A 23,800-nucleotide genomic window follows, 5' to 3' on the forward strand; every position below is an offset into this window, starting at 1 on the left:
AACGGGCCGCGAGCGGCACAACCCAATGGCTGTGTCATTCGCGGCCCGCTCTACACCCGGGGCGGAAGTTGTACTCTCTCCCTATTCCCTACACGCCGGGGGCATAGACCTTGAGAGCATCTTTCAGCTCCTTACGGGCAATGTGAATGCGGTTCTTGACGGTCCCAATCGGAATCTGCAGCTTCTCGGCAATTTCGAGATACTTGTAGCCGATGTAGTACATCATGAACGGCGTGCGGTAGTCAGCTGAGAGGCTGGCAATGGCTTCATTAATATCCGTTACTACGAAATCCGAGGTGGCTCCGTTGTGCGTGATATAGTTTTCGTCGGTGTTGAAATACTGAAAATACTCCGTGCTGTCAATATTGCTATTGCGCTTGGTGATTTTGTTGTAGTTGTTGATGAAGGTGTTGCGCATGATGGTGTACAACCACGCCTTCAGGTTGGTGCCCGCTTTGAACTTGTCCTTGTTCAGCATGGCTTTGAGCAAGGTTTCCTGTACCAGGTCCTTGGCATCGTCCGCGTCGCGGGTCAGGTTCATGGCCACGGGCTTCAGGGAGTAGGAAATCTTTTGTACTTGATCGGTGAATTCCAAAGAGGTCATACTGTTTAGCTTTTCGTGGCAAAAGGTTAAACAAATATACGAGTTGATCCAGATAATGGCTAGAATCAGGGCAAATAACTCCGGGCTGCCGGGCTCCTCGTATGTTGGTACATGAATGCGCCGCCAAGGTACGACACCCTCCGGGGTAACTCCGGGAATCTCCCATAATTTCGGCTTGCCTTCGGTTCCGGGAGTTGAACCTTCCTTTTTGCCCGTTGAACGCTGGTCCTTCGGAGCCGATAAAAAGATATAATCGACTTTCTCTTCTACTCTATGCCGTGTCGGAGCAGGCCAAAATTTTTTATTCGCCGCTCTCCGAATTCACCTGCTCAACCCAGGCAATAAAGTCGGTCATCAGGTAGGGATGTACGGCCCGGGCCGGTAGATCCAGGCACGCCTGCGCCTGCACAAGGGGGCCATAAAACACCAGCTTGGCATCGGGACACAGCTCGGTTACCTGATTGATAAAACTCTGAACCTGGTCGCGCTCGGGCACGGCCGTCAGCACCGTGCACAGGGCATACGGCTGGTAGGCGGCGCACACGGCCGGCAACTCCTGCACGGGCAGGTTTTGGCCTAGATACAGTATATGATGCCCCCGGGCCCGCAGGACGTAATTCATAAACAGCAAAGCCAGCTCGTGCATTTCTCCCTCGGGCAGAAACAGCACCCAGCGCCGGGCGCCGGCCGGTGACACCGGAGGCAGCGCGTCGGTGGCCGCCAGCATCTTCTGCCGCAGCAGATTGGCTACCAAGTGCTCTTGGGCCGGATTGACGCTCCCGGTTTGCCACAGAATACCAATGCGCTGCAACAACGGATACACAATGTGCATCACCGTCTGCTCGAAGCCCAGCTGGCTGACGGCTTCCTGCAGCAGCTGGTGCAGTCGGGGTTCATCCAGCTCCAGCATGGCCGCCAGCAGCGAATTCACCTGCCGGGCGTAATCGTGGGCGTCGTTGCAACAGGAAATAACGGCCGAGGCCAGCTCCTGGTCACTGAGCTGAGCCACCTTCGAGATGCGGTGGCCCTGCCCGCAGAGCGCGGCCACGTTCAGCAGGCGCCGCAGGTCGTTTTCGCAGTAAAAGCGGATGTTGGTCTGCGTCCGCTCCGGGGACAGAATCCCGTAGCGCTGCTCCCACATCCGAATCGTGTGCGCCTTGATGCCGGAAAGATTCTCTAAGTCACTGATTGAAAAATGTCCCACGCGGCCGGTGCCTAAGAGTTCGAGGAAGATACGCGCCGCCGGGCCGGGGGCGCCGGTTTGCGCAGCGCCAGCGCGAAGTAGCGCGGCGACACCCACAGCATGCCAAACTCCTCGGAGCCGTCGCGCCCGGTGGTTTTGTGGTGCATCTTGTGGGCCATGTTCAGCGCCCGCAGGTACGTGTTGCCCGACTTACGCCAGAAGCGCAGCCGCCCGTGAATGAGCACGTCGTGCACGAAGAAATACACCGTGCCGTAGGCCGCAATGCCCACGCCCACCCAGAAGTGCCAGTCTTTGGTGGGAGAGCCGTAGATAATGCACAGCATCGACAGAGCCCCGTAGAACAGGAAGAAGAAGTCGTTGCGCTCGAAGTGGTGCGGGTGCCGCACGTGGTGAGAACGATGCAGAAACCAGAGTGCGCCGTGCAGCACAAACTTGTGCATGAACCACGCTACGAACTCCATTCCCAAGAAGGTGGCCGTTGTCACGGCCACGGCTGCCAGCGTTGTCATAGGGGGCTAACCGGGTTGGGGACCAAATGTTAAAAAGACAGGAAGGCCGAAGGTCGGGGTGCCGCCGGAGCGCTGCGCCAACCTTCGGCCTTCCCACCGCGTGGAAAGATGGTTCAGAACTAATTCCAGGTGATTTTTTCCTTGTTGAGAAACGCCGCAATGCCGCGGCGGCAGTCCACCGAGCCGCGGGCCTCGGCGTTCATCTGGGCGGCGTAGCGCAGGCTGTCTTCCAGGGGCATTTCCGGGATGCGGGCCAGCATTTCCTTGGTCAGCTCCATGCTCTGGCCGGAGTTCTGCACGCACAGGCGGCGGGCAAATTCGTAGACCTTCTCGGCCAGCTCCTCCTTCGGAGCCAGGAAGTTGACCAGCCCGAACTCCGCCGCGGCCTGGGCCGAAATAACGTCGCCGGTGAGCAGCAGCTGCTTGGTGCGGGCCTCCCCGATTTTGCGCAGCAGAAACACGCTGACAATGGCGGGCAGAAACCCGATTTTCACCTCCGTGTAGCCGAATTTGGCCTCGGGCACGGCAAAGGCGAAGTCGCAGACCGTGGCCAGACCGCAGCCCCCGGCCAGGGCGTGGCCCTGGACCTCGCCGATAACAACTTTCTTGAGCGTGTAAATCTGGTGAAACAGCTGCATCAGGTGGGTCGAGTCGGCTAGGTTATCGGTGTAGCCGAAGCTTTGCAGCTCCTGAATGTAGGTCAAATCGGCGCCGGCGCAGAATACGGCCCCTTCCGCCCGCAGCACCACGACTTTGCAGGTGTCGTCGTCCTCGGCAAACTCGAAGGCCTGCTTGAGCTCCGAAACCATGTCGAAGCTCAGGGCATTGCGCTTGTCGGGGCGGTTGAGGGTGATGTAACCGATGGCGTCGCGGGTTTCGTACCGAATGTAGCGAAGCGCTTCCAGCTCCTGGGTTGGCATATTGTCCATGACAGTCGTTGCAAAAGGCAGGTGAAGCTTACGGGCGGCGTGGAGTGGCAAGACTTCGGACCGGGGCGGAAGCAAAGGATCGGGCAGTAGCCAAACCTAACAAAAATGGTGCGCTAAAGAAACTATATACCGTAGGCTCAGGCATTTCGGTTTCGACGAGCCCGCCCACTAGACTCAGCTACGGCCGGGGTCGCACGATGAATGCTCCGCGAGCCGTGACATCATAGGTCTGAAATCCAGCCTTTTGCAGCGCCGAATCCTGCCGGGTCACGTACCAGGACTTGCAGGAAGAATCGAAAATAACCCGGGCTTTCGTGCCAAACACTGCCGCCAGCTCCGCCGCGTACGCCCGGGCGTTGCGGCGCAGAATCACCAGCTCAACGGGCTGGGGCTGCCGGGCCCCGTCGAGCCGGCCCGATACGAAAGCCAGCCGCTGCCCCCGCCACACGGCCAGCACCACGCCCGGCAGGGGCTGGGCCGTCGGGATGGGGGCCTGCTGCCAGCCCACGTGGTAGAGCACGCGGCGGGCCTCACGCTGAATAATGCCCGGCACGAGGCGGTAGGTCCGCTCCGTCTCGGACAGCGGTAGAGAGTCGACGGTAACGACGTGGGCCGCGGCCCCCTGCCAGAAGCCCACCACCGACCGGCGCGGAATGCTATATATCACCAGCTGCTCGTCGGTAGTCAGGGCGCGGGCCGCCCACACCCGGCTGCCGCCGTACAGGCCCATCAGCGCGCAGGCCACGCCCAGCCACACCAGCTTGCGCCGGCGCACGGCCAGAAACGTGAGCAGTGCCAAGATGGTAGCCCCAATCAGCCAGACCTGGGGCGCTGTAACGTGAATCCCCGAAATCAGGGCTCCGGGCATTTGCCGGCCAATCCAGAAAATGTAGTCGTTGAACCAGCGGATCAGGGTTTCGAAGACGAAGGCAATACTCTGAGGTAGATAATCCAGGACCCGCCCTACCGCGGCGGGCACCGCCAGGCTCAGCAGCGCCACCAAGCCTTTGGCCACCAGCAGCGTGAGGCCCACGTACACGGCACCCGAGGAAATGGGTACGGCCACGAGGTTGGAGGCTAGAAAGCTGAGCGGAAACTGGTGGAAGTAGAACAGCCCGAGCGGAAACGTGGCCACCTGCGCGGCCAAAGAAAGCGCTGTGGCCTGCCAGATTTTCTCCCCGGCCCAGCCCAGGGCCCGCCACAGCCGCTGCACCGCTGCCGGCTGCCAGGGCCGAATACGGGCGTAGGCACTTTCGCGGAAGTCAAGCCAGCGCGCAATCCGGGGTTGCAGGTACACGATGCTCAGCACGGCCAGAAAGGAGAGCTGAAAGCCCACGTCGGCCAGCAGGTAAGGGTCGTAGCAGAGCAGCACGAAAGCGGCCACGGCCAGGGTGTTGTACATGGTGCTCTGCCGGCCCGTGGCCCGGGCCAGAATCACAAACGTGAACATCACCGCCGCCCGCAGCACCGAAGCCGAAAGCCCCGTCAGGAAGGCGTAGGCCCAGATAACGGCCAGCCCCAGCCCGGCCGCCACGAGCCGGAACAGCCAGCCGCGCCGGCCCGGCAGCAGCCCCAGCAGCCACGTCACGGCCCCGAATAGCAGCCCTACCTGCAGGCCCGACACGGCCATGATGTGGGTGGTGCCGGTGTTGGCGTAGACCTGCTTGGTGTCCTGGTCCACGTCGTCCTTGATACCCAGCACCAGCGCCGAAGCCAGGGCATATTCGCGGCGGGCCCTTACGTAGTGCCGAAAAACGCCGTCCAGGGTGCGGGCAGCGCGCATACTCACTGCTTTGAGGTAGTTCGGCGGCCGGAAGCCGATGCGGCGGTACTGGTCGGCGTGAATGAACTGCTGGTGATACACTTGGTGGTATTGCAGGTAGCGGCGGTAGTCAAACTCGCCGGGGTTGAGCGGGGCCTTGCTCGGCGCTGGTCCGCCGCGCACCAGCCAGACGTCGCCGTACTGCGGGGCCGCCACGCCCGCGTCGCGGGGCACCGACACGCGGATGCCGCCCAGCGCCGGCCGCCACTGCCCCCCGATACGCACGGCCGATACCCGCACAGTGGTGGCAAACGTGGCCGGGCGCGCTACGGTGTAGTCGTCGACGACGGCGCGGTAAAACTCCACCGGCCCGGGCAATTGGCTCAGGTGGCCTGATTGCCGGGATTCAGTGGCCTGCTGGGTGAGGGTCAGGCCAGCCAGGAACAGCACCGCCAGGGCCAGCAGGCCGGCGGCATCGGTCGGGCCCGGCGCGGGCTGGCGGCGGGCCCAGAGCTGCACCCCGACAAACAACGCCATGCTGCCGGCCAACGCCCAGCCCAAGTCGGGCAGGCTACTGCCGGCGTAGAAGTAAGTCAGAATACCGGCGGCCAGGGCCAGAAACAGCCGCACGAAGGCAACGGGCGCCCAATGAATCATAGCAGACAGGATAAGGATAGCAATAAGAACCGGCGGGTAAGCTGCTAAAAATCCGCCATATCCCAAGCCGGCGGCCCGAAAGCCCAAAAGCCTTTCTCCCGGGGTGGAAGAAAGGCTTTTACAGTTCCAGCGAAGCCGCATCCTTACCCGGGCCGCTGCAGCTCCATGCGGAAGTGCTCAATGTCGCACTCCGTAAACTGGTCGCCGACTTTAACGAATCCGTGCCGTTCGTAGAAAGGCACGGCCCGCAGCTGGGCGTTCAGGTACACCGTAGACGCCGGGTGCGCAGCTTGCACGTCGTCGAGCACGCGGCGAAGCAGGGCGGCACCCACGGCTTGATTGCGGAATTCTTCCAGCACGGCAAACCGCTCCAGCTTCACGCCGTGGTCAGTGGCGCGCCAGCGCGACGCCCCGCAGGCCGTGCCGTCGGCGGTTTGGGCGAGGTAGTGGTGGGCATCAGTGGCGTCGTGAGCGTCGTTTTCAGCCTCGGCGGGCACGCCCTGACCTTCCACAAACACCCGGTGCCGAATGGCCAGGGCGCGAGCCAGGTCGCGCGGGTCAGTGATGGGGTGGACCGTTAGCATAGCAAGTTGGGTTAGTCGGGTTAGAAAGCTTTCAGCCGGGGCCGGGCGGGCGCAAAATAAAGCAGCCAGCTACCACTTTCGTTTTACACTGAGCAGCAAACAGGCCTGCCCCAGTGAAGAGCAGGCCTGTTTTGTATGCCTAAGCGCGGCAAAACTGCTTTTTGCGCCTAGATATTCTCGTGGTTGACGGGCAGCTCCCGCGTGCCGTCGTCCTCGGGCCGGGCGTCGGGGTGGTGGCCGGCGTCGGGCTTGTCGGTGGGGTTGGAGCGGTACGGACGGGCCTCGCGCACGGGCCGGTTGGCCTGGTCGCGCTGCTGCTTTTCGTCGAACCGGTCGTAGGCCACCACAATTTCCTTGACCAGCCGGTGGCGCACCACGTCTTCGGCCGTCATTTCCACGAAGCCAATGCCGCGCACGTCCTTGAGGATGTCCAGGGCCTGAATCAAACCGGATTTCTGCTTGGTGGGCAGGTCAATCTGGCTCCGGTCCCCGTTCACCATCACCTTGGCCATGGGCCCCATGCGGGTCAGAAACATCTTCAGCTGGGAAGGCGTGGTGTTCTGAGCCTCATCGAGCAGCACGAAGGCGTTGTTGAGGGTGCGGCCGCGCATGTAGGCCAGCGGGGCAATTTCGATGATCTTGTTTTCCTGGTAGAACTTCAGCTTTTCGGCCGGAATCATGTCTTCCAGAGCGTCGTAAATCGGGCGCAGATAAGGGTCAACCTTCTCCTTCATGTCGCCGGGCAAAAATCCCAGACTTTCCCCCGCTTCCACCACGGGCCGCGAAATGATGATCTTCTTGACCTCCTTATTTTTGAGTGCGCGCACAGCCAGGGCCACCGAGACGTAGGTTTTGCCCGTACCGGCCGGCCCCAGGGCGAATACCAGGTCGTGCTTCATGACGGCGTCGACCAGCTTCTGCTGGTTGGGGGTTTTGGCCTTAATCACGCCGCCCTTGGCCCCGAACACGATAACGTCGGAAGGAGGCGTGCTGGCAATGATGCGTTCCTGCTGCTCGTCGTCGGCCGCGGCAATGTGCTCGGCGACGGTGCGGTCGGTAATCTGCCCGTATTGGTGGTAGTGCTCAATCAGGGACGACAGGATTTCGTTGATCCTGGCAATGACGGGCGTTTGTCCCTGAATCTTAATCTCGTTGCCTCGCGAAATGATTTTGCTGCCGGGAAAGGCCGCGGCCAGCTGGCGGATGTTCTGATTGTCGGGCCCCAGGAACTCGACAAGAGAAACGTTTTCGAGCGTGATGATTTTCTCGACCAAACTGTGGGTGGGTTTTAGCGAAATGAAGTTTTAACTAGTAACCGTGGGTGCCGACATTGGTTCCATCCGGCCAAATAGCCTACTTTTGCCGCCCCCAGGCGGGGTAAACAATAGTACGAAGAACTGAGGATTTCCGGCATGGGGCTGATTACGTTTCTCTCCGATTTTGGCTACCGCGACCACTACGTGGCGGCCGTGAAAGCCCGGATCCTGCAGCTGGCTCCCGCCCAGCAGGTGCTCGACATCAGCCACGGCATCGAACCCTTTAACATCGCGCACGCCGTTCACGTTCTCGATGCCGTCTTTCGGGACTTTCCCGCCGGCACGGTGCATCTGGTGGGCGTCAACGACCACGGCACCAAGGGCAGCTGGCACGCGCTGCAGTTTGGCGGCCACTACTTTGTGGCCGCCAACAACGGCCTGCTGGCCCTGCTCACCGATGGGCAGCCCGAGGAAATGGTGACCATCACGGCCGAGGCTACGCCCTCTCCCACCCGCGACGTGCTGGCTCCCGCCGCCGTGCACCTGGCCCAGGGCGGCCTGCTCGAAGATATTGGTCTGCCGACCACCGAGCTCTACCAGCTCCTGAATCGCCAGCTGCGCCTGCAGGACAACCGCGTGACGGGCCACGTGATTCACGTGGACCACTACGGCAACCTGATTACCAACATTAGCCGCACGGCCGTGGAGGTCATTGCCCGGGGCCGCCCCTTCACCATTCACTTCGCCCGCGAAACTGTGCGCGACATCGTGGCCCACTTCTCCGTTTCGGACCCCGGCGACGCGGTCTGTATCTTCAACAGCCAGGACCGGCTCTGTATCGGCGTCAACCAAGGCAACGCGGCCGAGCTACTCGGCCTGCACTTCGACTCCCAGGTCGATGTTCGTTTCCCGGCCTAGCCGGTAGGCACCGACGAAACAAGGCATTCGAGAGCTTGAAAACTGCGCTGCTGACTCGCAAAGCCACTTTCTTCACTGTTTTTACATTATGTTAAGCAATGCCTGTCAGGCTGGCAGGTTGCAATACCATTTTCTTGCTCCCATGCTGATCCGAATTGTGCGCATGACTTTCCAGCCCGAACGCACGGCTGAATTCCTGCAGATTTTCCGCGACTCCGAGGCACTGATCCGCCAGCAGCCGGGCTGCCGGCACGTGCAGCTCTGGCAAGACGCCGACGCCCCGCACGTGTACTGCACCTACAGCCACTGGGACTCGGCGGAGGCGCTGAATGCCTACCGGCGCTCCGAGCTGTTTGGGCGGGTGTGGCCCGCCACTAAGGCTCTGTTTGCCGCCCCGGCCCAAGCTTTTTCCGTACACCCGGTAGATGCCGCTTCCGGCTTGCTCTAGCCTCCTTCCCTCCTCCCCCGCATCTGCTGCCGCCCATGACGACCAACTACTTCGAGTTTTACGACCTGCCCGAAACCTTCCAGCCCGACGAGGCTGCGTTGAAGCAGAAATACTACGCCCTCAGCCGCGAGTACCACCCCGACTTTCACGCTACGGCCCCGGCCGAGCGGCAGCAGGAAATTCTGCAGCTGGCCACGCTCAACACCAACGCCTACCGCACGCTTTCCCATCCCGACCAGCGCATGGCCTACATTCTGGGTCAGCACGGGTTGCTGGAGGAAGGCAAACAGGAGCTGCCCGCCGACTTTCTGATGGAAGTTATGGACCTCAACGAACAGCTGATGGAGCTGGAGTTTGAGCCCGACCCCGCCACGGTAGCCCGGGTGGAGCAGGAAGTGAACAGCCTGGCCGAAACCCTGGATGCGGGCATTGCGCCGGTGCTGGCCGGCTACGCCGGGCTTCCCCCCGACGTGCGGCCCCAGGCCCTGCAGCAGGTGAGAACTTATTACCTGAAACGGCGCTATCTGTTGCGCATTCACGAAAGTCTGGCTAAGTTTGCAGCCCGTTCCTGAGTTGTGGGAGCGAGTTTTGCCCAGATGGCGGAATCGGTAGACGCGTCGGTCTCAAACACCGATATCGAAAGATGTGCCGGTTCGACCCCGGCTCTGGGTACAAAAAAGCCCCTCGGCAGCGCTGTCGAGGGGCTTTTTTTGTCCGTCCAGTGCTATCTTTACTGCCTCGCACGCTGCTTATCCGCTAGTTATACCCACTGCTTCCGTGAAGTCTTCCTCCACCGCGTCACCCCTCCGCATAGCGTTTATTAGCTCCTGCGACGGTGACTGGGGCGGCAGCGAGGAGCTGTGGGCCGGCACAGCGCTGGCGTTAGCGCAGGCCGGGCACCACGTGCAGGGGTTCAAAACCAACGTAACCTCTCATCCTCGCCTGCAGGCTTTGCGCGCCGCCGGCTGCCCGGTCACGGAGCTGGCACCGGCCGTACCGGTGCGCTACCGCATTGCCAATCGGCTGCTGCCGGTTAGCCGCCAGTTCACGAGCCAGAAGATGGGGTTTGACCTGCTGCGGCAACACCTGCGGGCTTTCCGGCCGGACGTGGTGCTTGTGTCACAGGGTTCCAACTACGATGGGTGTGCTTTTGCCAACCTCTGCCGCCAGGAAGGATTAGCGTATGCCTTGCTGTCGCAGAAAGCGCCGCATTCTACCGCCCCGCACGCGCACGAGCGGACCGTGGCCCAGCAGGTGTTTCAGGCGGCGCGCCGGGCATTTTTCGTGTCCAGGCACAATCTGGAGCTCACCCAGCTGCAGCTCGGCGTAGCACTGCCCGCGGCTGAAGTCGTCTGGAACCCCTACAACGTAGCCTTTCAGGGTGAACTGCCCTGGCCAGCCGCGACGGATGGCGCTTTGCGGCTGGCCTGCGTGGCGCGCCTGTTTTTGTCGGACAAGGGGCAGGATATTTTGCTGCAGGTGTTGGCCCAGGACAAGTGGCGGCAGCGCAAGCTCCACCTGACGTTGTACGGAGCCGGCCCCGACGAAGAAATTATCCGCGGCATGATTAGCTTCCTGGGCCTGGAAAACACGGTCTGCCTGGGCGGCCACGTGGCGGACGTAGCCCAGGTCTGGAGCACGCACCACGCCCTGATACTGCCCTCCCGCTACGAAGGCCTGCCCCTGGCGCTGGTGGAGGCCATGCTGTCGGGGCGGCCCACCATTGCGTCCGACGCGGGTGGCATCATCGAACTATTGGTGGATAACGAAACTGGCTTTGTGGCGTCCGGAATCACCTTTCTGGCCCTCGACGAAGCCCTGGAAAGAAGCTGGGCCAAACGGGCTAGCTGGGCGCAGATGGGGGCCGAAGCCGCACGGCAGGCCCGCGCCGTCGTGCCCGCTGATACACTCGAGCTGCTCGCGCACAAACTGCTGCAAATCGTGCACGAGGAACGGGCCGCCGCCGGCCCGGGGGTGGCGTAAACCGGCGCAGCCCGGCTTTTGGCAGCACCCGCTGGGGCAGAGTCGGCGACGCTTTGCGCTTACAATCCCAAAGATTTGCGCACCGTCAGCGAAGCTGCCCACACCAGCTGCCTTGTAGTTTCCCAGAAACAGCCCGCAAATAAGAGCACGTGCAGCCCCAGCACCAGGCTGTCGACCGGGTGGCGGAAGCTTAGCACTAGCAGAAAGGCCAGGGGGTAGAATACCTCATAGTAATTGTTGAGCAGCATGCGGGCCTGCGGCTCCAGGATCATGGCTCGGTTTCCCCACAGCCGCCACTTAAAGCCTTCCAGCGCCAGGTACACGCCCAGCAGCGCCACCGGCCAGACTTGCCGGCTAAGCACCAGCAGCCCGGCAAAGCCCAGCACTTCCACCGGGAAAATTACCATTTGCCCCAGCCGTTGAGCCAAGCGGGGGCCGCAGATTCGTACCCAGGTGTTCACGCCGGCTTCTTCGTCGGCCTGTGCGTCATCTAACTGGTGCATCAGAATATTGCGCAGGCCGCAGGCCAGGGCCCAGGCGCCTACGGCCCCGTACCAAAGGCCCGGCAGGGCGTGGCCAACCCAGGCCGAAGCCAGCGAAACCGTTAGCATCTGGGGAAAGAAATGGGAGCCCGAGGCATCGGCCAGCACCCCAACCAAGCCACGTTTTTTAAACCGAAAAGGGGGCAGTGAATACAGGGAAAAAGCCACCCACGCGCCCAGATACAGCCAGGTGCTCGTCGGGCTCCACTGCCAGAAGTAATACCCCATGCCCAGGCCGGCCACCAGGCAAAAGACCAGAATCGTGGCCGGCAGAGCCTTGGACTTGCCCGCTACGCGGTTGTGCTTGCCCGCCAGCCGGTCGTCTTCCTGATCGGTCCAGTCATTGATAACGCTCACGTAAGTAGCTCCTACCACCAAGGCGGCCAGCAGCAGCAGCAGCTTGGGCACCAGCGGCCAGACCGGAGCTCCCAGGTAGCAGACCGTAGCGTAAAACGTGGCCAATACGGGAGAGAACTTGTAGCTCCACCAGGCTTGCACGCGGGCAGTTTCGGCCAGCTTGCGGCTCAGCGTCTGCGGAACCAGCGGTTGCACTTGTACCATTAACAGGGATTTACTCGGTCCCGAAGACCTTCTTGCTATTCTTGAACTCTTGCGCTAACATTGCACAAAGAAAAGAAATAATTTACACAAACCAGAACCAGGCCGAAATAAAACCAGGTTATTAGCAGTTTAATCCTATTGCAAAAAATATCTCTCAGCTGCAGCACATCGGCCCAGCTCTTCCTCTCCTGATTTTTCCTCTGCCGCAGCCGGGTGCTGCAACGACTATTACCTTCGTTGTAGCCTGCTGCTTTAGCGGATTCCTTTGCTGTTCATTCCATTACTGCCTCAATGCCTTCCCCAAGTCCGCTGCCCGCTACTGCCATTGCCTCCTCCCACCTCGACCAGCCCATTGAGCGGGCCTTGTCGTATTTGCACCAGCACCAGCTCCGGGACGGACAGTTTGTGGCTTACACGGCCGGGGATGCGCCCATGCAAGGCTGGATTTCGACCGACAATACCATTTTCCCGACAACCGTTGTCGGGCACTGCCTGCTGCCGGTGGCCGAGCACCCGCTGGCGAATGAGATACTAAACGGAGCCACCCGGTTTTTGCAGGCCGAAATGAATTACGGTGGGTTGTGGAATCACTTTTCCACCAACCACCGCATGCGCAACCTCTGCCCGCTCGACATCGACGACACGGCCTGCGCCTCGGCCCTGCTCCGGGCCCGGAATATCGATTGTCCGGTGCCCACCAACGTTCCCCTGTTCTTGGTCAACCGCAACGACGAAGGACTATTTTACTCCTGGTTTCTGATGCGCCTGCGCTGGATTCCCAGCCGCACTTTCTGGCAGATAACGGTGCGGGAGCTGCTGCGGCCGGTGAAAAGCCTGCTGTTCTGGTACCACGTGGAAGCCAACCGCAACGACGTAGACGGCGTGGTCAACGCCAACGCGCTGTTCTACCTCGGCGACCGGCCGGAAACCCAGCCAATCATTGCGTTCCTGCTGCGCATCATTGCTACCAACCAGGAGCACGACTGCGACCTGTGGTACCGGGACCCGTTTTTCGTCTACTACGTCTTCACCCGCTGCTACCACTCCGGCATCACGAAGCTGGAACCCCTGCGCCAGCCCATCGTCGACCGGATTCTGGCCCAGGCCAAGCCCGACGGCCGCCTGGGCGAAACCCTGGTCGATACTGCCTGGGCCGTGTGCAGCCTGCTGAACCTGGGCAGCCAGCCGGCCGAGCTGGCGCCGGCGGTTGAGTATATTCTGCAGGCCCAGGGTACGAACGGGGAGTGGCCGCGCTGGCTGGTGTACTACGGCGGGCCGAAAAAGGTGGTGGGCTGGGGCTCGGAAGAGCTAACTACCGGCTTCTGCCTGGAAGCGTTGGTACGCTACCGCCAGCTGCTGGGCGCCGACGCGGCCGGGGTACCGGCTTAGCCAATCGGCTGGCTTACCTGCTCGTTTTGGCGGCGCAGGCGCTGGCAGAGCACCCGCAGAATGTTGCGCAGCACCTCTCCCCGCTCCTCCATCACGTCGTAGAAATCTTCCTGGTCGAGGCGGAAAGCCAGCACCGGCCCCTGGGCCACGGCCGAGGCCGACCGGGGTTCGGCATCGAGCAGCGCCAGTTCGCCGAAGAAGTCGCCCTTGCGGAAGGTGGCCAGCTGCAGGGCGCCGTTGAAAATGCCGACTTCGCCCTCGTAGGGAATAAACAGGGACGTGCCCAGGTCGCCCTTGGCAAAGATCTGCTGCCCGGCGTGGAAGGAAACCTCCTTCATGATGGGCACAATGCTGCTGAGCACGTTTTCGGGGGTTTCGGCGAACAGCGGGGTGTTTTTGAGCACGCTGACCCGCTCGGCGGCGGAAATGTGGGAAGTTTCGGCGGAATGGCTCATCAGCAAGTCGGAAAGGGTGGGGTGAGCAGCTAAAAACTCGTGGTAGGCCGCGGGCTGCTGGTCGGCCAGCCGCTGCAGCACCAGCCGGGCACTTTCGCGGACCAGTAGGCTGCGGCTGCGCAGGTGGGGCAGCAAATCGGTCAGGTCGGCGGCAGTGGGCTGCCACTGCCCCAGCGCCACGCTGACCGTCCAGTCGGAAAAAGCCTCCTCGCCCCGTCCCACGATGCTTGGCACGATGGGCGCCAGCCGGATGGCAGTGCCAAACAAGCTGTCGAAGGTGGCTACTTTCTCGGCCACGGGCATCAGATCCAGCAGGGCCTGCAAGCCCTGGTAAACCGAGCGGGGAATAATGTTGTCGAGGATTTCGAGGGCGTTGGCCTGCCGCTCCCGGGCAGCGTGGGCCACGCCGCGCTGGGCATCGGCAATAATCTGGGGCGGATACAGCTGAAGCAACAGGCCAAAGATGCGTTGCTCCAGGCGGGTCAGCTCGTAGTTGAGTGCCCGGCGCAGGGGCTCGTAAGTGGTGGCAGCCAGGCCGTGGAGCAAGTGCTGGGCCAGCCGCATTTCCTGCTGCACCAGGCGCTGAAACTGGGGGGCGTCGGCGGGCACCGGGGCGGAGTTGCGCAGGGCGCGCAGGGCCGCTTCCCGCCGAAACAGGTTACCTTGCCGGGCCAAGGCCACCAGCGCCGGCCGGTTTTCCGCCGACGGCAGGTGCCCCAGCAGCTGGGCCACGCGCCGGATCAGGGCTTCGTCGGTGGAGGTGGTGAGCGTCTCGCGCAAAACGGGCCCGGCCGCCGCGCCCAGTCGGGTCAGGTGGGTAGTGGCCCGGGCCCGGGTGGCTTTGTCGGCTAGGGCGGCGAGCAGGGCCCGGACGGTTTCGGGATTGGCCTCGAGAGCTTCGGGGATCAACTCCTCGCCGTCGGCCGCTGCCGGCTCGGGAGCGGCGCCGGCCTCTTCCCCGAAGGAAAAGCGCCGGCTCAGCGCGTGCTGCAGCTCGGTCAGGTAGTGGCCGTAGGTGCGGTGCAGCAGCAGCAGGGCGCCCGCCATCAGCAGAGCCATCCAGCCGAAGAGCACGGCTTGGCTCACCTCTGGCAGCGCGTGCAGCCCAAACAGCAGCAAACCGGTCAGGCCCATGCCCAGGGGTTCGTAAAATCCCTTGGCCAGCGTGTGCGCCTGCAGCCGCTCGGGCGCGGAAAGCGGCTGAAACAGCACCAGAAACACGGGGTCAAACACGGCCCGGCGCAAAACTTCCAGCAGCAGGTAGAGCCCGCAGAAATACAGCAGCAGGGTGCCTTCGCCGGCGCCGGCCAGCTCCAGGCTCCCGAACACGCCCAGGCCCGTGAGTACCACCACCGGCAGGGCCAGCAGCATCCAGCGCACGCCCAGCCGTTCCAAGGCCTGGCCCGAGAGCAGCAGCTTGAAGACCATGGCCGCCAGGTACGTGACGGCCAGTACGCTGCCCACGTAGCGCATCACCGTGGCCTGGTCGTGAAACTTGTGCTTGACGTTGACAAAAAACGAGTACTCCACCCCGGTCGTCACGGCGGCAATGGCCGTCATGCTCAAACACACGGCCAGCACCATGCGGCTGCTGCCAAACCACTGCTGCAGGCCCGGGGCCACGGCCTGCTCCCGCTCCCGGCGCGGGGTGGCGCGGGCTTCCACCACGTGCGAGTCGAGGGTGGCGCGCAGGGTGTAGAGCGCGCCGAGGTAGGCTCCGAAGGCGGTCAGCAGCAGGTAGAGCAGGTCGGTATGGGCGTGGATGAGGATGGCCAGCACCGCGCCCAGGGCCTTGGCGGGCATGTCGCCGGAGCTGATAACGCTGAACAGGCGCTTACCCTGGCGCACGTCGAAGACCACGGCCGAAATGCCCCAGAACTCGAGGTTGGCCAGCAAATAGATGATGCGGTAGCCGGTCATGATGGCCACGGCCGCCGCCACCGAATGGCCCACCAGCACCAGCACGCCCAGCACCCCGGTCAGGGCCACTACCGTCAGCAGCACCCGCACGGCCAGCTTCTGCAGTAGCAGGTGGTGTTCGAAGTGGGTGTAGACCTTGCCCACCACCAGCAAAGCCAGGGCGGCCACGCCGTAGGCCAGGGGCAGGTTGCGCTCGGGGTTGTTTTCGAGCAGAATCACGTTGGCCGACACGTAGACCAGAATCGTCCCGATGCCCAGCAGGAAGTTGTGCAGGAAAAACAGCCAGACCGTCCGGCCCTCCTCGGCACGAATGCCCAGGGACCGGTACCACGTAGTAGGAATCATCGAGTAGCCTCCGAAATAACGAGAAGCAAGGTACTGCCTTCTCCCTAAAATAAGCGCCGCACACGCCCAAGCCCAGGATTTTGCGGCGGCTCGGGCGCGGCGGGCAGCCCAGGCTTGGGCTTCTGCGGCGGGCGGCGTACTATTGCAGGAGCGCGCCCAATCCGTGCGCCGTATGCTATCCTGATGTCGGCTTATCTACCCGGACTCCATATTCTAGCCACTTTTCAGGCCCCGGCCCGGCACCTGACCGGCGCGGCCGCCTGCCGGACGTTTTTCGACGCCCAGATTACGGCCCTGGGCCTGACCAAGGTGGGCGAGGCTTACCACACGTTTCCCAATGGCAGCTTCACGGCCGTGGTAGCCCTGACCGAGTCCCACCTGAGCATTCACACCTGGCCCGAACACGAGCTGGCCACCTTCGACGTGTTCCTGTCCAATTATCAGCGCGACAACTCCGCCACCGTGCAGCAGCTGTACGCGGCCACGCTGCGCTTTTTCGAGGCCACCGAGCAGTCCAAAACCGAAGTGCGCCGATGAGGGAGCCCGCCACCACGCTTTCCGCCCAGCTCCCCTGCCCCCACTGCCGGGCCAGCATCACCTACTACGACGTGCAGGGCAGCACCCACTACGGCTGCCCGGAGTGCTACACCTTTTTCAAGTACGAAGGGGAAGGCCCGGCCCAGGAGCTGCGCCGCTTCCGGGACGTACCGCGGGTGGCCCCGGCGTTGCCCCTGGGCCTCGTGGGCACCCTGCCCGACGGCCTGCTCTACCGCGTCGTGGGTCACCTGCTGCGCAAGGAAGCCAGCTCGGCGGCCCGCTGGCTGGAGTACGTGCTTTTCAATCCTACCGCCGGCTACGCCCAGCTGGCCGTCTACGAAGGGCACTGGATATTTATCCGGCCCGACAAGCTCAGCTACCACGTCAACCCGGGCTCGGCCGGCAGCTACGCCTTCGTGGAGGCCGAGGGCGCCACCTACAACCTCTACAACAAGTATTCGCCCCGCACACTCTACGCCGTCGGGGAGTTCGACTACAACATTCTCGACGACGACAAGCTGAGCGTCAGCGAGTTTATTGCCCCGCCCCTGATGCTGGTGCAGGAGAAAACCAAGGGCCAGCCCACGGCCTGGTACCGGGCCGAGCATATCGAGCCGGCCGCAGTGGCCGCCGCCTTTGGCGTGGAGCAAAATAAGCTACCCTACCGCAACGGCACCGGCGCCATTCAGCCCGCCCCGGGCGGGGCGGCCTGGGCAGTGCTGCGCCCCCTCACGCTCTGGCTGCTGCTGCTCGTGGTGCTCACCCAGGCGGCCCTGCTGGTGCTCCGGCCCGAGCGGCAAGTGCTCAGCCAAAATTTCTCCAGCGGCATTGGCAGCACCCCGAACCCGAACATGGTCGTGCAAAACAACGCGCTGGTTTTGGTGTCGGAGTCGTTTCCGATTGAGGGGCCCACGGCCGTGGAAGTGGAGCTGCGCGCCGAGGTCGACAACAGCTGGATTGAGCTGCCCGTGAGTATGGTGAACGAGCAGACCGGGCAGAGTTACGAGTTTACCAAGAGCATCGAGTACTACCACGGCTACGAGGGCGGCGAAAACTGGAGCGAGGGCAGCGTGGAAGGCGACGCCGTGCTGGGGCCCGTACCCTCGGGCCGCTACCACCTGAACGTGTACCCGACCTCGGAAAACAACCGCCCCGTCAGCTTCACGCTCCGCGTCACGCAAAACGCTACCCTGACTTCCAACGTGCTGCTGGTGCTAGCGGCCCTGCTCATCTGGCCCGGCATTCTGGCCTGGCGCCGCCACGCCCACGAGGAGAGCCGCTGGAGCCAGAGCGACTACGACCCCAAGCAAAACGACTAGCGCCATGCTGAAAAACCTGTTTCACATCCGCTACTACCTCCTAGTGGCCCTGCTGGCCTACGGCACCTTCGTGTGGGCCGGGCTCACCGGCCACCGCCTGCTCGGCGACGACAACGAGAGCACCGAAAACCTGAACGGCACTGGCTCCCACGGCTCCGGCCGCCACGGCCGCGGCCTTTACTTCCACAAGTAACCCTTCGCCCCCATGGAATACCTCAACCTTAAAGCCCTGGTCGCCTCCATCGTGTACTCGCTGCTGGGCATCCTGATTCTGGTGGTGAGCTTCTTCATTATCGAGAAAATAACCCCGCAAGTGCTCTGGAAGGAGATTCTGGAGAAGAACAACACGGCCCTGGCCATCGTGGCCGCCGCCTTTATGCTGGCCGTCGCCATCATCATCAGCGCCGCCATTCATGGGTAACGCCCTGGAGGAAGCCCCCGTCCGCCGACCCGCCGCTCCCGCTGCCGACCACCTGCCGGCCCTGCTGCTGGGCTCGGTGTTCGTCATTGCCACCTGCGGCCTGATTTACGAGCTCATTGCCGGCACGCTGGCCTCCTACCTGCTCGGCGACTCGGTCACGCAGTTTTCCACCATCATCGGGGCCTACCTGTTTTCGATGGGCATCGGCTCCTGGCTCTCGCGCTACCTGGGCGGGCCGCTGCTGAAGTGGTTTATCCGCCTCGAAATCCTGGTGGGCATCGTGGGCGGCTTCTCGGCGCCCCTGCTGTTCGTGCTGTTTGAGTACGTGACGTCCTTCCGGCTGATGCTCTACACCCTGGTGGGCCTCACGGGCGTGCTGGTGGGCCTGGAAATCCCGCTGCTGATGCGGATTCTGGAAAACCGCTACGAGTTCAAGGACCTCGTCTCGCGCGTGTTCACCTTCGACTACATCGGCGCCCTGCTGGCCTCCCTGATTTTCCCGCTGGTGCTCGTGCCCCAACTTGGGCTGATTCGGACCTCGCTGTTTTTTGGGGCCCTCAACGTGGTGGTGGCGGCCGTGGCCTTGTACCGCTTCCGCGAAACCCGAACCTACCGCCGCCGCTTCAGCTCCGGTATTGTGGTGGCGCTGCTGGCCCTGAGCGTGGGCTTTGCCTACGCCAACCGCATCATGACCTACACCGAAACTCTGGCGTTTCAGGACCAGGTGATTTACGCCAAAAGCACGCTCTACCAGCGCATTGTGCTCACCAAGAACGACCGGGAGCTGCGCCTGTTTCTCAACGGCAACCTGCAGTTTAGCTCCGCCGATGAGTACCGCTACCACGAGGCCCTGGTGCACCCGGCCATGCAGGCCCTGCCCCGGGCCCGGCGGGTGCTGGTGCTGGGCGGCGGCGACGGGCTGGCCGTGCGCGAGCTGCTGAAGTATCCGCAGCTGCGCCAGATCCGGCTCGTGGACCTCGACGCGGGCATGACCCACCTGTTTCAGCACAACGAAATGCTGCTTAAGCTCAACCAGGGCGCGTTGCTGAACCCCAAGGTGCAGGTTATCAACGGTGACGCCTACCAGTGGGTGCGCCACGACACGACCCGCTACGATCTGCTGGTCATCGACTTCCCCGATCCGGCCAACTACTCCATCGGCAAGCTCTACAGCACCAGCTTCTACCGGGAGCTCGACAAGCTGCTGGCGCCCGGCGGGCTGATGGTGGTGCAGAGTACCTCGCCCTACGTGGCCCGGCAGTCGTTTTGGTGCATCAGCCACACGCTGGCGGCGGCCGGATTTCATACCATTCCCTACCACACCTACGTGCCTTCGTTTGGGGAGTGGGGCTACGTGCTGGCCGGCCGCAACGGCCACTGGCGCGGCGACGCGGGCCCCCTGCCCCAGGGCCTGCGTTACGTGACCCCGGCCACCATGCGCGAAATGCTGCACTTCCCGCCCGACATGGCCGAGGTGCCCACCGACATCAACCAGCTCAACAACCAGGTGCTGGTGCGCTACTTCGAGGACGACTGGGGCCCCTACACCCACTAGCCTCCGGTTTTTCACTCGTGCCCAACGGTTTTCAGGCCGTCCGCAAGAGGTTCCGGGGCGTCCGCAACGACTTCCGGGGCGTCCGCAACGACTTCCAGAATGGCCGCAACGGCTTCCGGGGCGGCCGCAACGACTTCCGGGATGTCCGCAACGACTTCCGGACCGTCCGCAGCGGTTTCCGGACCGTCCGCAACGACTTCCGGATTACTGCTGACCTTTACTACGGACTCGCCTTCTTACTTATGCCTGACTCCCCCGCCCCCCAGTGCACGTTTATGCCCGGCCGCCGCGAGTTTCTCGGCCGCACTGGCGTGGGCGTGGCGGGCCTGCTGCTGAGCCCGGCCCTGCTCGAATCGTGCGCGCCGGCATCTTCCCGGGCCCACATCCGCGGCAGCCTGCGCGGGGCCAACAAGGCGACGGGCCACCGGCTCTGGCACCCCGACAAGCTGCCCGCGCCCACCAGCACGCGCCAAACCGACGTGCTCATTATCGGCGGAGGCGTGGCGGGGTTGTCGGCCAAGCGCTGGCTGCACCGCCACGGGCACCACGACGTGCTGCTGCTGGAACTCGACCAGCACACCGGCGGCAATTCGGCTTCGGGCCAGAACGAAGTGTCGGCCTACCCCTGGGGCGCCCACTACCTGCCCGTGCCCGACAACCGCAACCAGGAATTGCTTGACTTTCTGCGCGAGGCGGGCACCATCACCGGCTTCGACGCGGCGGGGCTGCCCATCTACAACGACTACCACCTCTGCCACGACCCCGAGGAGCGCCTGCACATTCACGGCCACTGGCAAAACGGACTGGTGCCCGAGCTGGGCGTGCCCGCCGAGGACCGCAGTCAGATTGCGCGGTTTTTTGCCCTCATCGAGGATTTCCGCCAAGCCAAGGGCGCCGACGGCCGCGACGCCTTCCGCATTCCCCTCGACGAGTCTTCCTCCGACCCCAGGTTCCGGGAGCTGGACCACCTGTCCTTCGCCACGTACCTCGACCAGCAGGAGTTTACCTCCGACTACCTGCGCTGGTACCTCGACTACTGCTGCAAGGACGACTACGGCGCCCGGGCGCGGGACGTGTCGGCCTGGGCCGGTATCCACTACTTTGCCGCCCGCAAGGGCCGGGGCCACAACGCCAGCGGTGCCGACGTGCTGACCTGGCCCCAGGGCAACGGTTTTTTGGCCGACAACCTGCGCCGCCAGGCCGCCGCTGGCATTCTGGCCAACACCCTCGCTTACCGAGTGCAGGAAACGCCCTCCGGCGCCACGGTGCTGGCCTACCACGCCGACAAAGGCACGACTACCCGCATCGACGCCCGGCGGGTGCTGCTGGCCACCCCGCAGTTTGTGACCCGGCGCCTGCTCAAGGACGTACCTGGCCGACCGGCGGTGGCCCCGCCCTTCCACGCGCCCTGGGTGGTGGCCAACCTGACCATTGACGGCCTGCCCCAAGGCCCCGGCCAGCCCCTGAGCTGGGACAATGTGCTCTACGGCAGCGCCTCGGTGGGCTACGTGAATGCCAACCAGCAAGATGTGCGCCAGGGCACCCAGCAGAAGGTCGTCACGTTTTACTGGCCCCTGACCGAGGCGCCGCCCGACCAGGCCCGCCGCCAGGCCTACCGAACTTCCTACGACGAGTGGGTGACGCAGATTCTGGCCGAGCTGGAAACGGCCCACCCCGGCATCACGCCCCGGGTGCAGCGCGCCGACGTCTGGGTGTGGGGACACGGGATGGTGGCGCCCACGCCGGGCTTTCTGTGGGGCCCCGACCGGCCGCGGCTGGCGGCGCCGCTGCGCAACACATTCTTTTTCGCCCATTCCGATTTGAGCGGCATTTCCATTTTCGAGGAAGCATTTTACCAGGGAATCCGGGCGGCCCGCCAACTGCTCGACGCCTCGTGAAGCAGCCCTGGATTCGCTCGGCGAGCTTCGACGGCTGGCTGATTCTGGCCCCGCCCTTTCTGGCGCTGCTGGTGGTCGTGCTGCTGCCCGCCCCGTTTCGCAGCACGGCCCAGATGCCCCTGGTGGCCTGGGTGGGCCTGGTCGTGCTCATCGACGTCTCTCACGTGTACAGCACCTTGTTTCGCACCTACTTCGACGCGGCCCGGCGGCGGCAGTACCGAAGCTTGCTTTGGCTCGTGCCGCTGGGCTGCTACCTGGCGGGCGCGGCGCTGCACTACGTCGGCGGACTGCTGTTTTGGCGGGTGCTGGCCTACCTGGCCGTGTTTCACTTTATCCGGCAGCAGTACGGCTTCCTGCGCCTCTACGCCCGCCACGAGCCCTCGTCCCGGGCCCGCCAACTCGATGCGGCCGTCATCTACTACGCCACCATCTACCCGCTGCTCTACTGGCACCTGTCGCCGCCGCGCAACTTCACCTGGTTTGTCGACGGCGACTTTGTGCACTACGACTGGCCCGCGGGCCGGGCCGTGGCTACCGGCCTCTACGGGGCGCTGCTACTGCTCTACGCGGGCAAGGAAATTCGGGCCTGGGGGCAGACGCGCCGCCTGAACGTGCCGCGCAACCTGCTGGTGCTGGGCACGCTGGTGTCGTGGTATTTCGGCATCGTGTACTTCAACGGCGACCTGGCCTTTACCCTGCTCAACGTGGTGGCCCACGGCATTCCCTACCTGGCCTTGGTCTGGACGACCAGTCAGCCGGCCGCGGGTCTGCATCCTGTCCCGCGGGCACCCTGGTGGACGGGCCGCGCGGGCGTGGCGTTGTTTCTGGGCGTGTTGTTTCTGCTGGCTTACCTCGAAGAAGGCATCTGGGACGGGCTGGTGTGGCGGGAGCACGGCGCCGTGTTCGGCTGGTTCCAGTCCCTGCCCACCGTCCACGACCATCTGCTGCTAACCCTGCTCGTGCCCCTGCTGGCCCTGCCCCAGGCCACCCATTACGTGCTCGATGGCTTTATCTGGCGGCGGCCAAAAGCTTCGGCCCCGGCGGCTCCCACCCTTGCCGCTTAAACTGTCAGCTCCACGATGACAGCCGTTGAACCGCCGTTGTCGTCGTCGGTTACCAGCACCAATTCCCAGCGCCCGGCACCCAACGTGCGCTGCACGGCCACGCTTTCCACCTTGCCCCGGTAAGGCTGGCCGTCGGGCAGCACCAACTGGGCCAGCGTCACCACCGGCGTGTCCGGGCCCGACGCAGTCAGCTCCAGCACGCCCACGAAGCTGCCCAGCACGGCTCCGTCGGCCACCGCGTCGAGGGTATCTTCCACGGAAGCCGTGATGAAAAGCGTGTTCTGAAAAATCGTGGCTCCGGAAAAGCCGGCCGGTCGGCCCTCAATCGTGGGCAGCTCAAAGTGCTGCGCCCGCACAGCCGGCACGGCCGTCGAGTGGCTGGTGACAAACGCCCAGGTGGCAGCCAGCGGCAGCCGATAAACCAGGTTGCCGCTGGCCGCACCCACGGTGCGCTGAAACAGCAGCAGCTCGGTACCCGACGCGGCCACGGCTTCCAGGTTCAGGCCCACCCCGGCCGGCAGGTGGGGGCGCAGCGCGGCATAGAGCCCGCTCAGGTTCAACGCCCGCACGGCCGCCACCCGGCTGCCGACCGGAAACGTGACCCAGTAGCCGGTTTCGCGGGCCGGCGTGGCGCCCGAGCCGCCCATCAGCAGGCCGGTTTCGCCAGCGGGCGTGGTCAGCGCGGTTAAGCACTCCAGGTCGGGCTTGAGCACTTTCGGCAGGCGGCCGGTACCGAAATCGGCGGTTTCAAACAGCGTAACCCGGTCGGTGATGGCCAGGTGCTGCAGGTCGAGGCAGTACAGAAACGGGGAGTCGTCGCCGATGATGTAGGCTGTGCTCCCCAGGATTTCGATGCCCGAGGCCGAGGGCAGGCCCGGCAGCTCCAGCTGCCGCCGAATAGTCGCTTGCATAGTCTTGCCGGTAAATGCGTCCCGAATCC

General features: G+C 63.6%; 22 protein-coding genes and 1 tRNA gene. 13 read left to right on the top strand and 10 right to left on the bottom strand.

Translation table 11 applies throughout. The annotated features are described in order from the left end of the window. Positions 1-88: 88 nt before the first annotated feature. From EWM57_RS10730 to EWM57_RS10760, 7 genes are all read right to left on the bottom strand, one after another. Positions 89-604, bottom strand: a complete 516-nt coding sequence (locus tag EWM57_RS10730) for a sigma-70 family RNA polymerase sigma factor (protein WP_129921141.1) — start codon at positions 602-604, stop codon at positions 89-91. 301 nt (positions 605-905) lie between these two features. After that, on the bottom strand, positions 906-1,808 hold the full coding sequence (locus EWM57_RS10735) for a MerR family transcriptional regulator (RefSeq protein ID WP_165370483.1): 903 nt from the start codon (positions 1,806-1,808) through the stop codon (positions 906-908). Positions 1,809-1,819: 11 nt separating this feature from the next. Continuing rightward, positions 1,820-2,317, bottom strand: coding sequence for a sterol desaturase family protein (locus EWM57_RS10740; RefSeq protein WP_129921143.1), 498 nt, complete (start codon positions 2,315-2,317; stop codon positions 1,820-1,822). A 119-nt stretch (positions 2,318-2,436) separates the two neighbouring features. Further along, positions 2,437-3,246, bottom strand: a complete 810-nt coding sequence (locus EWM57_RS10745) for an enoyl-CoA hydratase/isomerase family protein (protein WP_129921144.1) — start codon at positions 3,244-3,246, stop codon at positions 2,437-2,439. A gap of 178 nt (positions 3,247-3,424) precedes the next feature. After that, on the bottom strand, positions 3,425-5,665 hold the full coding sequence (locus tag EWM57_RS10750) for a ComEC/Rec2 family competence protein (protein WP_165370484.1): 2,241 nt from the start codon (positions 5,663-5,665) through the stop codon (positions 3,425-3,427). Positions 5,666-5,808: 143 nt separating this feature from the next. Beyond that, complete coding sequence (locus tag EWM57_RS10755) at positions 5,809-6,249, bottom strand: GNAT family N-acetyltransferase (protein WP_129921146.1); 441 nt, start codon at positions 6,247-6,249, stop codon at positions 5,809-5,811. Positions 6,250-6,416: 167 nt separating this feature from the next. Further along, complete coding sequence (locus EWM57_RS10760) at positions 6,417-7,523, bottom strand: PhoH family protein (RefSeq protein WP_129921147.1); 1,107 nt, start codon at positions 7,521-7,523, stop codon at positions 6,417-6,419. 138 nt (positions 7,524-7,661) lie between these two features. Here EWM57_RS10760 and EWM57_RS10765 point away from each other — a divergent pair, with 138 nt between their 5' ends. The 5 genes from EWM57_RS10765 to EWM57_RS10785 all read left to right on the top strand — a co-directional run bounded on the left by EWM57_RS10765 (position 7,662) and on the right by EWM57_RS10785 (position 10,854). Continuing rightward, positions 7,662-8,423 carry an SAM hydrolase/SAM-dependent halogenase family protein gene (locus EWM57_RS10765; protein WP_129921148.1) on the top strand — a complete coding sequence of 254 codons (762 nt, stop codon included), beginning with the start codon at positions 7,662-7,664 and terminating at the stop codon, positions 8,421-8,423. A gap of 142 nt (positions 8,424-8,565) precedes the next feature. Next, positions 8,566-8,871, top strand: a complete 306-nt coding sequence (locus tag EWM57_RS10770; protein WP_129921149.1) for a putative quinol monooxygenase — start codon at positions 8,566-8,568, stop codon at positions 8,869-8,871. A 35-nt stretch (positions 8,872-8,906) separates the two neighbouring features. Continuing rightward, positions 8,907-9,443 (top strand): Fe-S protein assembly co-chaperone HscB, encoded by a 537-nt coding sequence (hscB, locus tag EWM57_RS10775; RefSeq protein WP_129921150.1) that lies wholly within the window; start codon positions 8,907-8,909, stop codon positions 9,441-9,443. Between the two features lie 18 nt (positions 9,444-9,461). Next, positions 9,462-9,543 (top strand) — tRNA-Leu (locus EWM57_RS10780). Between the two features lie 105 nt (positions 9,544-9,648). Next, positions 9,649-10,854, top strand: a complete 1,206-nt coding sequence (locus tag EWM57_RS10785) for a glycosyltransferase (protein WP_129921151.1) — start codon at positions 9,649-9,651, stop codon at positions 10,852-10,854. Positions 10,855-10,913: 59 nt separating this feature from the next. Here the strand turns inward: EWM57_RS10785 and EWM57_RS10790 are convergent, their stop codons facing one another. Continuing rightward, complete coding sequence (locus tag EWM57_RS10790; protein WP_129921152.1) at positions 10,914-11,957, bottom strand: UbiA family prenyltransferase; 1,044 nt, start codon at positions 11,955-11,957, stop codon at positions 10,914-10,916. A 291-nt stretch (positions 11,958-12,248) separates the two neighbouring features. Here EWM57_RS10790 and EWM57_RS10795 point away from each other — a divergent pair, with 291 nt between their 5' ends. After that, positions 12,249-13,346, top strand: a complete 1,098-nt coding sequence (locus tag EWM57_RS10795; protein ID WP_129921153.1) for a prenyltransferase/squalene oxidase repeat-containing protein — start codon at positions 12,249-12,251, stop codon at positions 13,344-13,346. On the opposite strand, the gene EWM57_RS10800 is transcribed toward EWM57_RS10795, so the two are convergent. Then, positions 13,343-16,066: a cyclic nucleotide-binding domain-containing protein gene (locus EWM57_RS10800; protein WP_129921154.1), complete on the bottom strand. Its 2,724-nt coding sequence runs from the start codon at positions 16,064-16,066 to the stop codon at positions 13,343-13,345. The two genes, EWM57_RS10795 and EWM57_RS10800, sit on opposite strands and share 4 nt — an antisense overlap. Before the next feature lie 183 nt (positions 16,067-16,249). Between EWM57_RS10800 and EWM57_RS10805 the strand changes: the two genes are divergently transcribed. From EWM57_RS10805 to EWM57_RS10835, 7 genes are read left to right on the top strand one after another with little or no spacing between them, the layout of a single operon-like run. Beyond that, positions 16,250-16,603, top strand: a complete 354-nt coding sequence (locus EWM57_RS10805) for an S-adenosylmethionine decarboxylase family protein (protein WP_129921155.1) — start codon at positions 16,250-16,252, stop codon at positions 16,601-16,603. Beyond that, a complete protein-coding gene (locus tag EWM57_RS10810; protein WP_129921156.1) occupies positions 16,600-17,922 on the top strand; it encodes a DUF4178 domain-containing protein in 1,323 nt (440 codons plus the stop codon). The genes EWM57_RS10805 and EWM57_RS10810 overlap by 4 nt, the downstream gene beginning before the upstream one ends. Positions 17,923-17,926: 4 nt before the next feature. Continuing rightward, positions 17,927-18,115 carry a hypothetical protein gene (locus EWM57_RS10815; RefSeq protein ID WP_129921157.1) on the top strand — a complete coding sequence of 63 codons (189 nt, stop codon included), beginning with the start codon at positions 17,927-17,929 and terminating at the stop codon, positions 18,113-18,115. Positions 18,116-18,127: 12 nt separating this feature from the next. Continuing rightward, on the top strand, positions 18,128-18,343 hold the full coding sequence (locus tag EWM57_RS10820) for a DUF350 domain-containing protein (protein ID WP_129921158.1): 216 nt from the start codon (positions 18,128-18,130) through the stop codon (positions 18,341-18,343). Beyond that, positions 18,336-19,898 carry a polyamine aminopropyltransferase gene (locus EWM57_RS10825; RefSeq protein ID WP_129921159.1) on the top strand — a complete coding sequence of 521 codons (1,563 nt, stop codon included), beginning with the start codon at positions 18,336-18,338 and terminating at the stop codon, positions 19,896-19,898. Before EWM57_RS10820 ends, EWM57_RS10825 begins: the two co-directional genes overlap by 8 nt. A gap of 17 nt (positions 19,899-19,915) precedes the next feature. Next, complete coding sequence (locus EWM57_RS10830; protein WP_242510043.1) at positions 19,916-21,796, top strand: NAD(P)-binding protein; 1,881 nt, start codon at positions 19,916-19,918, stop codon at positions 21,794-21,796. Beyond that, positions 21,793-22,860 (top strand): hypothetical protein, encoded by a 1,068-nt coding sequence (locus EWM57_RS10835; protein ID WP_129921160.1) that lies wholly within the window; start codon positions 21,793-21,795, stop codon positions 22,858-22,860. The genes EWM57_RS10830 and EWM57_RS10835 overlap by 4 nt, the downstream gene beginning before the upstream one ends. Here the strand turns inward: EWM57_RS10835 and EWM57_RS10840 are convergent. Further along, positions 22,857-23,771 (bottom strand): DUF6929 family protein, encoded by a 915-nt coding sequence (locus EWM57_RS10840; RefSeq protein WP_129921161.1) that lies wholly within the window; start codon positions 23,769-23,771, stop codon positions 22,857-22,859. The genes EWM57_RS10835 and EWM57_RS10840 overlap by 4 nt on opposite strands. Positions 23,772-23,800 lie beyond the last annotated feature (29 nt).

Origin of the sequence: Hymenobacter persicinus (genome assembly GCF_004167665.1) — a bacterium.
GTDB classification, from domain to species: domain Bacteria; phylum Bacteroidota; class Bacteroidia; order Cytophagales; family Hymenobacteraceae; genus Hymenobacter; species Hymenobacter persicinus.